Source organism: Mycobacteriales bacterium, from assembly GCA_035504215.1.
In the GTDB taxonomy this organism is placed as follows: domain Bacteria; phylum Actinomycetota; class Actinomycetes; order JAFAQI01; family JAFAQI01; genus DATAUK01.
On sequence record DATJSI010000136.1, the window covers coordinates 21,703 to 33,623 of the forward strand.

Sequence of the window (11,921 nt, forward strand, 5' to 3'; positions counted from 1 at the left end):
TCTCGTCAGCTCACCTCTTTCGGTAGTGCGAAACGTACATCTTCGGAAACACTGCGTCGCTCGCTGATAGTCACCGTGCCCAGTCCGCTCAGTGTGTTAACGAGCTCGTCGACCAAACGTGGTGGCGCCGATGCGCCGGCGGTGATCCCGATCCGCTTGGCGCCGGCCAGCCACTCCAGCTCGACATCACCGGCGTCGTCGACGAGGTACGCCGCAGCGCCGGCGCGGCGCGCGACCTCGACCAGCCGCTGGGAGTTGGAAGAGTTGACCGAGCCCACGACCAGCACGAGGTCGCACTCGGTCGCGATCTCGCGCAGGGCCTGCTGCCGGTTGCTGGTGGCATAACAGATGTCGTCCTGGCGCGGCGCCTCCAGCGCCGGGAACCTGCTGCGGAGGACCGAGGCGATGCGCTCGCTCTCGTCGACCGCCAGGGTGGTCTGCATCACGTAGGCGACCCGCTCCGGGTCCACGACCTGCACCACCCGCGCGTCGGCTTCGTCCGCGATGACCTGCACCCGGCCTGGCGCTTCGCCGACCGTGCCGACCACCTCTTCGTGATCGGCGTGCCCGATCAGCAGGACGGTCTGCTCGCGCGCGGCGTAGCGGCGTACCTCCTGGTGCACCTTCGCGACCAGCGGACAGGTCGCGTCGACCACGGACAGCTCGCGGTCCACGGCCTGGACACGCACCTCCGGCGCCACACCGTGCGCGGCCAGCACCACGCGGGCGCCGAACGGCACTTCGTCGAGCTCCTGGACGAAGACCGCGCCCATCGCCTCCAGCTCGGCGACCACGTGGGCGTTGTGCACCACTTGCCGGCGTACGTAGACCGGCGCGCCGAACCGCTCGATCGCGCGCGTGACGATGTCGATCGCGCGCTCGACGCCGGCGCAGAACGACCGCGGCGAAGCGAGCAAGATGTCGCGGTCATCGACCATCGCCGCCCAGCGGGCAACCACGGGCGCGGCCACCCGCAGCGCACGTAGCGCGTCGATCCCGCGCGAGACGGTGCCCGGGCGCAGCAGGGGCGCGTCGGCCGTATCGCTGATCGCCCGCACGACGGCGACCGCGCGGCTGCCGGCCAGCGCGGTGATCTCCGCCGACTCCATGTCGACCGCGAGCGCGCCGGTGGCGGCGAGCGCCGCGCGACCGCGCTTCCCGACCAGGCCGCCGGACACGATCGGGCCGACGTGCACGGTGAGTCCGGCCCGGCGCAGCGCTCCGGCCAGCAGGGGTGCGGACGGCGACCGCACGATCTGCGCGCCGGCCCGGATCTCGGATGCGACGACCACATCGCCCGGCCGCACCTGTGGAGCCAGCCCGCCGGCGACGCCGAGCACGCCGAGCGGCCCGTCCCCCGCGAAGCGGGCCTGCCGGCGACGGGTCCGCCGTGAACCCATCCCCGTGCGGACCACCTTTGCCCCCGGGCGACCGGCGAGGACCGCGGCCTGCTCGACTCGCAACGGCGTACAGATCACCGGTTCGCGTTCAGCCACGGTCACCTCCCTCGGTCGTCGCGGCGACGTACCGGCCGAGGGCGCTCACCGGGAACACCAGCCGGTACAAGTGATAGTTGATGAAGAAGTCGCCGGGAAATCCTGTGCCGGTGAAATACGGCTCGTCCCACGTGCCGTCCTCGCATTGGTTCTCGACCAACCACGCCACCCCGCGGCGCGCGGACTCGGATCCGGCGCGCCCCGCGGCAAGCAGGGCAAGTAGCGCCCAGGCGGTCTGCGAGGGAGTGGACGCGCCGCGCCCGATCCAGCTGGGGTCGCGGTAGGAGCGCATGTCCTCTCCCCAGCCGCCGTCCTCGGCCTGGTGCGCCTCGAGCCACCGCGCCGCACGGACGATGCGGAGGTCGTCGGTCGCGACCCCGGCCGCGACCAGCGCGGGCACGGCGGCGCCGGTGCCGTAGACGTGGTTGGCCCCCCAGCGCCCGAACCACGAGCCGTCGGTCTCCTGCGCGGCCCACAACCACGAGACCCCGCGGCGACAGGCGTCGGAGCCGGCCAGCCCGCAGGCCGCGAGCATCTCGACGATGTGTGCCGTGACGTCGGCCGACGGCGGGTCGATGACCGCGCCGAAGTCGCAGAACGGCAGCTTGTAGGCGAGCTCGCGGGTGTTGTCGGCGTCGAAGGCGCCCCAGCCGCCGTCCTTGCACTGCATGCCGATCACCCAGTGCACGCCCCGGTCGACGGCGGCGCGCAGCCGTTCGGCATCCGGATGGGCGACCCGGCGCAAGGCGAGCACCACCTCCGCGGTGTCGTCCGTGTCCGGGTATCCGTCGTTGGCGAACTCGAACGCCCAGCCCCCCGGCTCGACGTCCGGGCGCCGGACCGACCAGTCGCCGCGGACCCTGATCTCCTCGTCGAGCAGCCAGTCGGTGGCGGTGCGGACCGCCGGGTCGTCGGCGGGCACCCCCGCGTCGAGCAGAGCGGTGAGCGCCAGGCCGGTGTCCCACACCGGCGACTGGCAGGCTTCGAGCCGGCGTACGACGCCCCCGTCGGTGTCCTCGCGGACCAGGAAGCCGTCCAGCCCGCGGATGCCGGCGACGACCGCCGGGTGATCGAGCGGGTAGCCCATGAGGTGCAGCGCGAGGATCGAGTAGACCCACGGCGGCTGGATGCCGCCCCATGACCCGTCCGCCTCCTGGCGCGCCAGCACCCACTCGATCCCGCGACGCATCGCCGCGCGCCGAAGCAAGCCGAGCGGTCGCCGGGCGTAGGCGTGCAGCACCTTGTCCAGCCGCTGGAAGAAGCCGGCCCAGCTCGGCAGCGCCGCGAACGCCGGCGCCGGCGCGCCGGTGCGAAGCTCGTCGAGCGTGAACGGCAACGGGCGCACGGGTCGCAGGGTGGCGACGATGGTGAGCGGCACGATCGTCTGACGCGCCCAGCAGCCCCAGTCGTAGAGGTTGAACGGGAACCAGCGCGGAAGGTAGACGATCTCCGGCGGCAGGTTGGGTACGTCGTCCCACGACCACGCGCCGAACAGCGAGAGCCAGAGCTTGGTGAACACGCGCGCGGACTCGAGGCCGCCGAGGCCGTGAATGAAGCCGAGCGCGCGGCGCATGTGATCGGCATCCGCAGCATCCCCGGCCAGTCGGAGCGCGACGTAGGACTCGACCGTCGTCGACAGGTCGCCGGGACCGCCGAAGTAGTTGGCCCAGCTGCCGTCGTCGCGCTGCTGCGAGCGGATCCAGCGAGCGGCCTGCGCGGTCTCCGCCGGCTCGCGGATGCCGAGGAACTCGCGCAGCAGCAGGTCCTCGGCGTCCATCGTGACGTTGGTCTCGAGCTCGCCCTTCCACCAGCCGGCGGGGTTCTGGAGTCCGCGCAGGTGCGCGACGGCGGCGTCGAGCGCAGCGCGCGCGTCGTCAGCGCCGCGCGAGGCGGACCGCTGCTGGTTGCTGGTGATGGTCACTAGCTCTCCCGGCTCACGACGAAGCGGCCGAGTGCGACCAGCTCGTCCCGGGCGACCGGGTCGAGGTCGGCGTCGCCGAGCGCGCTCGACGCGGCGTCGAGGCGGCGCACCGCCTCCGCCTTGGCCCAGCCGCGCCCGCCCGCGATCTCCACGAGCTCGGCCGCGCGGCGCACCTCGTCGTCGGAGTCCGGACCGGGCGTCGCGAGCCAGCCGGCCAGCTCGGTCGCGGCGGGACTGCCGCTTTCGAGGGCGTAGGCAACCGGCAGCGACTTCTTGCGCGCGCGCAGGTCGCTGCCGACCGGCTTGCCGGTGGCAGCCTGGTCGCCCCAGATGCCGAGCAGGTCATCGACGAGCTGGAAGGCCAGCCCGAGTTCTTCGCCGTACCGGCGAAGCGCACCGACCGCCGGCTGCGCCGCTCCGGCGAGCACCGCGCCGATCGCCGCCGAGCACCCCAGCAGGGCACCGGTCTTGCCGGCCGCCATCTCCACGCACTCCTCCACGCTGACCGACGACCTCTGCTCGAAGGCAAGGTCCTCGACCTGACCGGCGATCAGCCCCTGCGTCGCGGTCCCGAGCAACGAGCTCGCGGCCACCGCGTGTCCACCGGGCGAGTCCGCGAGCACCTGGTAGGCCAGCGCCAGCATCGCGTCCCCGACGAGGATCGCGGTCGAGGCGCCCCACACCGCCCACACGGTCGCGCGATGCCGCCGCTGCACGTCGCCGTCCATCAGGTCGTCGTGCAGCAGCGAGAAGTTGTGCACGAGCTCGACCGCGACCGCTCCCGGTACGCCGACCTCGGCCGGCCCGCCCGCGGCCCGTGCGGAGAGCAGGGCAAGCGCGGGGCGAACCGCTTTGCCGCCGGCTGCGGCCGGGCGGCCGTCCGCGTCGACCCAGCCGAGGTGGTACTCCGCGACCCGACGGCTGGCCGGGTCCAGCCGCGCCACCGCCGCCCGCATCGCAGGCTCGACCAGGTCGCGGCTGCGGTTGAGGGTGTGGGGCAGCATGACGGTCACGCGGCGACCTCCCGACCGTCGGGCCGGCCGGCCGCACTCGCCGTGGAGGCCGACGTCAGGGCCCGCGCCGCCGCGTCACCGCTGCGCACGGCACCCTCCATCGTGGCGGGCCACCCGGTCGCAGTGTGCGCTCCGGCGAGGACCAGCCCAGGCATCGTCGTACCGGACTCGGGTCGCCACTTCGCGCTGCCAGGCGCCTGCCGGAAGGTCGCGCGCGGTTCCCGGGTGACGAAGAAGTCGCGCAGCTCGGCGTGGTGGACCGCCGGGAGCGCCCGCACGAACTCCGGCAGCAGCCGGCCGCGGATCTGCTCGACCGGCAGGTCAGCGACGTCATCGGCGGCAGAGACCGACGCGGCAAGGTACTGACCGTCGGTCAGGCCCGATGCCGGCGTGCGGTCGAACAACCACTGCAACGGAGAACCGATGCAGGCGACGAACGCCTCGTCCATCACGCGCCGGTCGAACACTGCATGCACATTAACGATCGGAGCTGTCCCGAGCGCCTCCGACCAACCGGCGGGCTGCCGGACCGCGCCCGTGGGAAGCACCCGCTCGGTCTGCGCGGGGGGCAGGGCAACGACGACGGCATCGGTGTCGATCGGGCCGGCCGAGCACTGCACCCGCCAGCCGCCCCCACTCGGCTCGATCGCCTCCACCCGGGTGCGCAGCCCGACCTCCGCGCCGGCGCGCGCGAGCTCGCGCATGGCGGCATCGCCGTGCAGGCGCTGCAACGGGACGTTCGACCAGCCGATGTCGGCGGCGTCCGGCTCGGTGAGCAGGCCGGTCTGGAAGACCATCGCGGCCAACGCGAGCGATGCCTCGTCCGACCGCGCATTGAGCGTGGCGACTCCGACCAGGTCCCAGAGTGCGGCGACCGCGGCGGCCGGCTGGCCATGCTCGGTCAGCCACGAGCCGAACGAGCGCTCGTCGGTCGCCGGATCATCGGGATCGACCGCGCGCAGCGCGAGCGCGGCGCGCGCGGCGGCCAGTCGCGCCCCGGGCGGCAGCACGGCATAGCGGGAGAGGCTCGGGCCGAGGTGCAGCGGAAGGCCGGCCGCGACCGGCAGCCGACCGCGTTGCAGCCGACCGCGCCGGCCATCCGCAACCCGTACGACGGGCACGTCGAGCCGGTCCTGCAACGTGGTCAACCCGGTCACGCCGAGGCGGTCGAGCAACCCGCGGTACGCCGTACAGCAGCGCAGGAAGACGTGCTGGCCGGTGTCGACGTCGAGGTCGCCGCGCCGGAACGACGCGGTCAGACCACCGAGCCGCGGCTTGGCCTCTAGCAACCGCACCGACCATCCGGCATCGGCGAGACGCAGCGCGGCTGCGATGCCGGCCAGCCCACCGCCCGCAACCACGACGCTGCGGCGGCCGGTCGTCGGCGCCGTCATGCCGGCCGTCCCGCGAGGGCGCGGATCGCGACGGTCGCCTTCTGCCGGCCGGAGAGCGACAGCCGGCGGTCGCGCACGAGCGAGGGGTCGGCGGCGATCTGGTCGAGCAGCCGGCGGTAGATCCCCGACATCGCCAGCGCCGAGGCAGCACTTCGGCGGTCGAGCAAGGGGATCAGTCGAAGGCCGTCGTCGTACCAGCCGCGGGCACGGTCTGCGGCGAACCGGATCAGGGCGGACAGCCCGCCGTCATCGACGAGAGCGCCGTCGGCGCCGAGGCAGACCTCGACACCGAACCGATCGAGGTCGTCGGTCGGGAGATACACCCGGCCGTTCAGCAGGTCCTCGCGGATGTCGCGCAGGATGTTGGTCTGCTGCAGCGCGATGCCGAGCTGGTCGGCGTAGAGCGGCGCGAGCTGCAGGTCGCTCGCACCGAACACGCCGACGCAAAGCCGGCCGATCGAACCGGCAACGCGCCGGCAGTAGACGACCAGCTCGTCGAAGGTCGTGAACCCCGCGTTCTCGACGTCGGTCTCGACGCCGTCGATCAGCTCGTCGAACGCGTCGATCGGGATCGGCAGCCGGCGGGCGGCGTCGCGGACGGCGACGAGCACCGGGTCGGATGAGCCGTCGAGGCGCGCGATCGCGGCGCGCAACGCCGCCAGCTCGCGACGCTTCGCGTCGTCCGGCAGGTCGCCGTCGCCGATGTCATCGACCCGCCGCGCGAGGGCGTAGACCGCGCACAGCGCCTGGCGCTTTGCGCGCGGCAACAGCCGGATCCCGTAGTGGAAGTTGCGCGCCTGGCTGCGGGTGGTGTCCTCGCAGACTTCGTACGCCGCCTCGATCGTTCCGGTCATCGTCATGGCCGGCCGGCCAGCAGCCGCAAGGCGTGCCGCGCAGTCGCGGCCTTTCCGGGCTTCGGCACGGTCGCAAGGACGTCGTAGTCCGCCCGCTGCAATGCATCCGCGGTCGCGAGCCCGCCGGCGACGAACCCGGCCACCGCGAGCCGGCCGGCGCCGTGCAGCGACCGCACGAGCGGCCGGCCGGCGGCGAGCAGCTCACGCGCGCGCTGGACTTCGTACCCAACCACCGCCCGAACGGCCGGTGACGTGGTCGTCGCCCCTAGTTCGGAGTCCGTGACGCCGAACCGTTCAAGGTCCTCCTGCGGCAGGTAGGTCCGCCCGCGGCCGCGGTCTTCGGCGACGTCCTGGCAGTGCTCGAGCACCTGAAGCGCCGTACACACGTCGTCGGACCACGCGGTCAGTCGTCCGTCCGGGTCGCGAACCTCGAGGACACCGAGAACGATCCGCCCGACCGGGTCGGCCGACAAGGTGCAGTAGTGGCGCAGGTCGGCCCACGTCTCGTAAGTCGAGCGGACCTGGTCGAGCTGGTTCGCCTCGACGAGAGCAAGGAACGGCTCGATCGGCAGGTCGTGGGCGCGAACCGTGGGCACGAGCGCCGCGAGAATCGGGTCGGTCGGGGACACGGCGGTCCAGACCCGGCGCAGGTCGGCCTCGAAGCCGGCCAGCGCGGCGGTCCGGTCGCCGGGCGCGTTGTCGCCGAGCTCGTCGACGCCGCGCGCGAAGCCGTAGACGGCATGCAGGTCACGACGCAGGCTCGCGGGCAGGACCCGCAGCGCGACGGGGAAGTTCTCGCCGCGTTCCCCGGGCGCAGCGGTGGCCGGCGGCGGGCGGCGGACATCGTCAGCCGCACCGGTCAGCTGACTCACCGCTCTCCTTCCGATCCCGGTCACTGCATCCTCACGCGCAACAGGGTTCGGAATCTCCGCATAACGACGTAGTCGTCCGGCTCAGTTTTATCACTGAGGTACAAAGAGAGGCGTGACGGATGTGGCACCGGCGCCGGTCGACCTCCGGGCGGTCCTGCCCAAGCTCACCGAAGAGCTACCGCAGATGATCGACGAGGTCGTCGATCTGCTCCGCGATGACTGGCCGGACTACGCCTCCTTCGTCGCCGACGACCCCGAGGACAGCTTACGGATCGCCGAGATCGCGCTGCACCGGCTGGTGCGGATCGCCGAGCAGCTCCCCAGCGAGCGCTCGGCAGGTTCGGTGCTGGTCACGCCGGTCGACCCGGCCGAGCACGAAGCCTTCGAGGAGGTCGGGCGGCTGGAGTGGCGGGAGGGCCGCTCGCTGGCCTCGCTGCTCTCGGCGTACCGAGCCGGCGCGCGGGTCGCCTGGCGGCACATCTCGGAGGCGGGGGTCGCGCTCGGGCTGGACCCGGCATCGGTGGCAACCCTCGCCGAGGCGGTCTTCATCTTCATGGAGGAGCTCTCGTCCGCGTCGGCGCACGGCTACGTCGATGAGCAGCGCACCACCTCGGCCGAACGCGAGCGGCTGCGCGCACACCTCGCGGAGCTGCTGCTGTCCGACCGCACCGACTCGACGCTGGTGAGCGCCATGGCCTTGCGGGCCGGTTGGACCATCCCCGCGACCGCCGCGCTGATCCTGATCGATGCCACCAACGAAGCCGGCTACGCGGCGCTGGACCGGCTGGACCCCAACTGCCTGCCGGTCCGCCACGGCGGGCTGGCCGGCGGCATCCTGCCCGATCCCGACGCGCCGGGGCGGCGCGCGGTCATCACGAAGACGCTGGCGGGGTGCGGCGCGGTGATCGGTACGACGGTGCCGCCGACGCAGCTGCCGTCATCGGTTCGGGTGGCCGAAGCCGGCGCTCGGCTGGCCAGCGCCGGGTCGATCAAGGGCGACCCGGTCTTTGTCGCGGACCACTACGACACGATCCTCGTCGCACGAGACGCGTGGCTGCTCGAGCACCTGCGCGCCCAGGCACTTGCGCCGCTGGCAGCGGTGCCGACCGCCACCCGCCGCCGGCTCGAAGAGACCTTGTCCGCCTGGCTCACCGCGATGGGCAACCAGCAGGCGACCGCCAAGGCGCTGCACGTGCACCCGCAGACCGTGCGCTACCGGCTCGGCCAGCTCAGGGAGCTGTTCGGCCCGAGCCTCGACGACCCGGACAACCAGCGCCGCCTGATGCTCGCGGTCTGCTGGGACCGTCCCGGCTGAGCCGCAAGGGCGTCGCGACTCTCGCCCGTTTCAGCACACAACGCCGGCCCGGCGACACCGCTTCGTGCCCCGACGTCCGGATTCGACGTCGTTTCCGGTGCAGATGTGTGCTGAAACGGGCGACGGCACGACGAGGATGCCGCCGGTGTAGGCGCGACGAACCCTCGGCACGCGGAGGGCCCGCAACGACTTCGTCGTTGCGGGCCCTCGCGACGTACCGATCGAAGGATCGATCGCAGACAGTGCCTACTTCGTAATCTTGATCGTCGTCTTGCCCTTGCTCGGCTGGTACTTGCTGCTGCCGCTGTACTTGACCTCGATGTGCTGCTTGCCGGCCTTCTTGAACTTCCACTTCAGCGACGCCTTGCCGTGCGCACTCTCCTTGACCTTCTTCAGCTTCTTGCCGTTGTCGTAGAAGGTCGCGGTGCCGGAGAAGGTGCCATCGGACTTGGTGTGAGTCGTGGCCGCCTTGAGGGTGACCGACTTCTTGACCTTGGCCGTCTTCTTGGTCGTCACCTTCGTCTTGGTCGTCGGACGCGGGTCCTTGAAGGTGATCTTCGGGAAGGCGACAGTGGTCGTGGTCGCGAGGGTCGACCCATCGGCAATCACGATGTAACACTTCTTCGGCCAAGCACAGGTCGGGCCCTTGGCGGGCTTGAAGTCCGAGCCGGTGAGAATGGTGAAGTTGAACGTCGCAGCACCATTCGTGGCAGGCGTGACCGTGGGTGACGTGGTGTCGCAGTACCCCTCATCCTGCTTTTCGATTGCGTTGGCCGAGCACTCAACGGCGTAGAGGTCCGCGGTGTCGGTCGGGAACTTCGAGGCCTTGACCTTCACGACCTGCTGGTCGACCAAGTTCGTGGACGGCGTCACCGTTGCCTTACCGAAACCGGTGATCCCTGCCGGGCGTAGGTGCGGCGCCGCGCCCGCCGGCAAGCCACTGGACGCGACCAGCCCGCCGGCCAGAGCGACCGACATCAGCGTGGCGGCCGCGATCTTGTGAATCCTCAATGAACTTTCCCTTCGAAGCGGTGCGCGAAGCTCAGATGGCCACGCTCGACGTGGACGCTACCGCGCAGTAGGGATCCCCACAACCGCGGGGTATTGCCCGGGTTAGTCGATCTTTGCCCGCTTCGGCGTCGGCCCGGCGGCCACGCCCTCGGCAGAGCGGCTCACCCGACGGCGATCGCGGCGAGCTTCGCGCGCAGGTACTCCCCCGCGGTAATCGGCTCGTAGATCACGGTGCCGATCGGCGGCGGCACGCTGTGCAGCACGGCCGCAGGATCAGCCTCGTGGAAGTAGACCAGCGACATCAGGTCCTCTTCCGGCGCGGCCTCGCTCGGTGCGAGCACCCGGTGCCGGTTGGAGACCCACCGGTCGCCCGTCCAGCGCGCCATCATGTCGCCGATGTTGATCGTGAACGCGCCCTCGACCCATGGCGCATCCGCCCACTCGCCGTCCTTGCCCATGATCTGCAGGCCACCGGTCCCGAGCTGGCGGTCGAGGATCGTGAAGGTCCCGAAGTCGGTGTGCGAGCCGATTCGCAGCTGGCCCGGCTCGGGCTCGCCGACGACGGTCAGCGCCGGGTACCAATGCGTGTAGAACGACCAGGTCGGGTGCCGGGCGTGGGCGAGAAACTGCTCGTCCGGCAACCCGAGCGCAACCGCGGCGATCACCAGCAGCTCGTCGACCAGCTCCCGCATCCTGGCGATGTACGCCGACACCGCCCGCTCGTACGCCGGCACCTCCGCCGGCCAGATGTTGTCGGTGAACCACTCCCGGTCGATGTCGGCGTCACCGGTCGGCTCGAAGCAGGCGACGTCGTAGGACTCCTTGAGGTCGGGCGGCGCGCTCACGCCCGCGTCGGAGTTCGCATTCGCCTCGGCGCCGATCGGCGTCCACCCGCGCGGAAGCCAGGTGTCCGCACCCACCTGCGTGCGGTACCGCTCCTTGACCTCCGCCGGCAGCCGGAAGAACTCGTGTGCCGCCGCCCGCACCTCGTCGCGCAGCGCCGTGCTCACACCGTGGTTCACCACGAGCAGGAAGCCGATCTCGCGCAGCGCCGCGTCTACCGCCGCGGCGACCTGCGCCCGGCCTTCGGCCGTCCCCTCGAACCAGGGCGCAAGGTCAATGACAGGGACGGCGGATCCGCCGGCAGCGCTCATGGGCCACTTCCTATCGGACCCAAGCCGCGGTGATCAATCCCGACCCGCGCGGCTCATGACCTGCTCGGCATGCCGGATCAGCGGCCCGTCGATCATCTGCCCGTCGAGGCGGAACGCCCCGCCGTTCGCCTGTGCCGCCTCGAGCACTCTGCGCGCCCAGCTCACCTCGTCCTCGGTCGGCCGGAACGCCGACCGCACCACGGGCACCTGGCTCGGATGCACGCAGCCGAGCGCGGCGAAGCCCGACGCGGCGGCGTCCTCGGCCTGCCGTTGCAGCACGGCGAGGCCGGCGAGGTCGACCTGAACCGTGTCGATGGCCGGGATGCCGGCGGCACCGGCCGCGAGCAACACCGTGGAGCGCGCGAGCGCGACCACCTCGCGGAAGCTTCCGTCGCCGTGCCGGCTCGACCGGCCGCCGAGCCCGGCGATCAGGTCCTCCGAGCCCCACATCACGGCGTCCGCCGCGGACGCGATCTGCGCCGCGGCAAGGATCGCTGCCGGCGTCTCGCACAGCGCGATGACGGCCAATGGCGCGAGCGCGCGAACCTGGTCCGCCGTCTCCGTCTTGGCCAGCATGACCGCGGCGTATGGCGATCGGGCGACGGCGTCGAGGTCCGGTGCGTGGTCCGGCGTACCGGACGGGTTGACCCGGACGACCGTATGCGCCGGATCGAGCCGCGATTCCGCAATCGCCCGGCGCGCCGCCGGGCGGTCGCCGGGAGCGACGCCGTCCTCGAGGTCGAGGATCACCGCGTCGGCTGCGGCCGCGGCCTTCGCGAACCGGTCCGGGCGGTCGCCCGGGCAGAACAGCAGCGCCGGTCCCGGCGGCTGCCACCGCGCCGCCGTGCCGCTCATGTCGCTGGCGGCGGCGGTGGCGTCGTCGGACCGTGA

At 72.0% G+C, this 11,921-nt stretch carries 10 protein-coding genes; 1 reads left to right on the forward strand and 9 read right to left on the reverse strand.

Features of this window, described 5'->3' with window-relative positions; translation table 11 throughout:
• Positions 1 to 5 precede the first annotated feature (5 nt).
• The 6 genes from ispH to hpnC are packed head-to-tail and all read right to left on the reverse strand — an operon-like array spanning position 6 to position 7,550.
• Positions 6 to 1,496, reverse strand: a complete 1,491-nt coding sequence (ispH, locus tag VME70_15870; protein ID HTW21673.1) for a 4-hydroxy-3-methylbut-2-enyl diphosphate reductase — start codon at positions 1,494 to 1,496, stop codon at positions 6 to 8.
• Positions 1,489 to 3,417 carry a squalene--hopene cyclase gene (shc, locus tag VME70_15875; GenBank protein HTW21674.1) on the reverse strand — a complete coding sequence of 643 codons (1,929 nt, stop codon included), beginning with the start codon at positions 3,415 to 3,417 and terminating at the stop codon, positions 1,489 to 1,491. Before shc ends, ispH begins: the two co-directional genes overlap by 8 nt.
• Positions 3,417 to 4,421 carry a polyprenyl synthetase family protein gene (locus VME70_15880; GenBank protein HTW21675.1) on the reverse strand — a complete coding sequence of 335 codons (1,005 nt, stop codon included), beginning with the start codon at positions 4,419 to 4,421 and terminating at the stop codon, positions 3,417 to 3,419. Before VME70_15880 ends, shc begins: the two co-directional genes overlap by 1 nt.
• A gap of 5 nt (positions 4,422 to 4,426) precedes the next feature.
• Complete coding sequence (hpnE, locus tag VME70_15885) at positions 4,427 to 5,824, reverse strand: hydroxysqualene dehydroxylase HpnE (protein ID HTW21676.1); 1,398 nt, start codon at positions 5,822 to 5,824, stop codon at positions 4,427 to 4,429.
• Entirely contained in the window at positions 5,821 to 6,678 is an 858-nt protein-coding gene (gene hpnD / locus VME70_15890; GenBank protein HTW21677.1) for a presqualene diphosphate synthase HpnD, read from the reverse strand. Before hpnD ends, hpnE begins: the two co-directional genes overlap by 4 nt.
• Positions 6,679 to 6,680: 2 nt before the next feature.
• Positions 6,681 to 7,550, reverse strand: coding sequence for a squalene synthase HpnC (gene hpnC, locus VME70_15895; protein ID HTW21678.1), 870 nt, complete (start codon positions 7,548 to 7,550; stop codon positions 6,681 to 6,683).
• A 112-nt stretch (positions 7,551 to 7,662) separates the two neighbouring features.
• Here hpnC and VME70_15900 point away from each other — a divergent pair, with 112 nt between their 5' ends.
• Positions 7,663 to 8,865 carry a helix-turn-helix domain-containing protein gene (locus VME70_15900; protein HTW21679.1) on the forward strand — a complete coding sequence of 401 codons (1,203 nt, stop codon included), beginning with the start codon at positions 7,663 to 7,665 and terminating at the stop codon, positions 8,863 to 8,865.
• 246 nt (positions 8,866 to 9,111) lie between these two features.
• Here VME70_15900 and VME70_15905 read toward each other — a convergent pair whose 3' ends face one another.
• The 3 genes from VME70_15905 to VME70_15915 all read right to left on the reverse strand — a co-directional run bounded on the left by VME70_15905 (position 9,112) and on the right by VME70_15915 (position 11,885).
• Positions 9,112 to 9,876 carry an Ig-like domain-containing protein gene (locus tag VME70_15905; GenBank protein HTW21680.1) on the reverse strand — a complete coding sequence of 255 codons (765 nt, stop codon included), beginning with the start codon at positions 9,874 to 9,876 and terminating at the stop codon, positions 9,112 to 9,114.
• 161 nt (positions 9,877 to 10,037) lie between these two features.
• Positions 10,038 to 11,030 (reverse strand): 2-oxoglutarate and iron-dependent oxygenase domain-containing protein, encoded by a 993-nt coding sequence (locus VME70_15910; protein HTW21681.1) that lies wholly within the window; start codon positions 11,028 to 11,030, stop codon positions 10,038 to 10,040.
• A gap of 33 nt (positions 11,031 to 11,063) precedes the next feature.
• Positions 11,064 to 11,885 (reverse strand): CoA ester lyase, encoded by an 822-nt coding sequence (locus VME70_15915; protein ID HTW21682.1) that lies wholly within the window; start codon positions 11,883 to 11,885, stop codon positions 11,064 to 11,066.
• Positions 11,886 to 11,921: the final 36 nt, after the last annotated feature.

Excerpts from the sequence above, each read along its gene's own strand:
- VME70_15915 (HTW21682.1), bottom strand. The coding sequence starts at position 11,885 with ATGAGCGGCACGGCGGCGCGGTGGCAGCCGCCGGGACCGGCGCTGCTG.
- hpnD (HTW21677.1), bottom strand. The coding sequence starts at position 6,678 with ATGACCGGAACGATCGAGGCGGCGTACGAAGTCTGCGAGGACACCACC.
- VME70_15880 (HTW21675.1), bottom strand. The coding sequence starts at position 4,421 with ATGCTGCCCCACACCCTCAACCGCAGCCGCGACCTGGTCGAGCCTGCG.
- VME70_15910 (HTW21681.1), bottom strand. The coding sequence starts at position 11,030 with ATGAGCGCTGCCGGCGGATCCGCCGTCCCTGTCATTGACCTTGCGCCC.
- hpnE (HTW21676.1), bottom strand. The coding sequence starts at position 5,824 with ATGACGGCGCCGACGACCGGCCGCCGCAGCGTCGTGGTTGCGGGCGGT.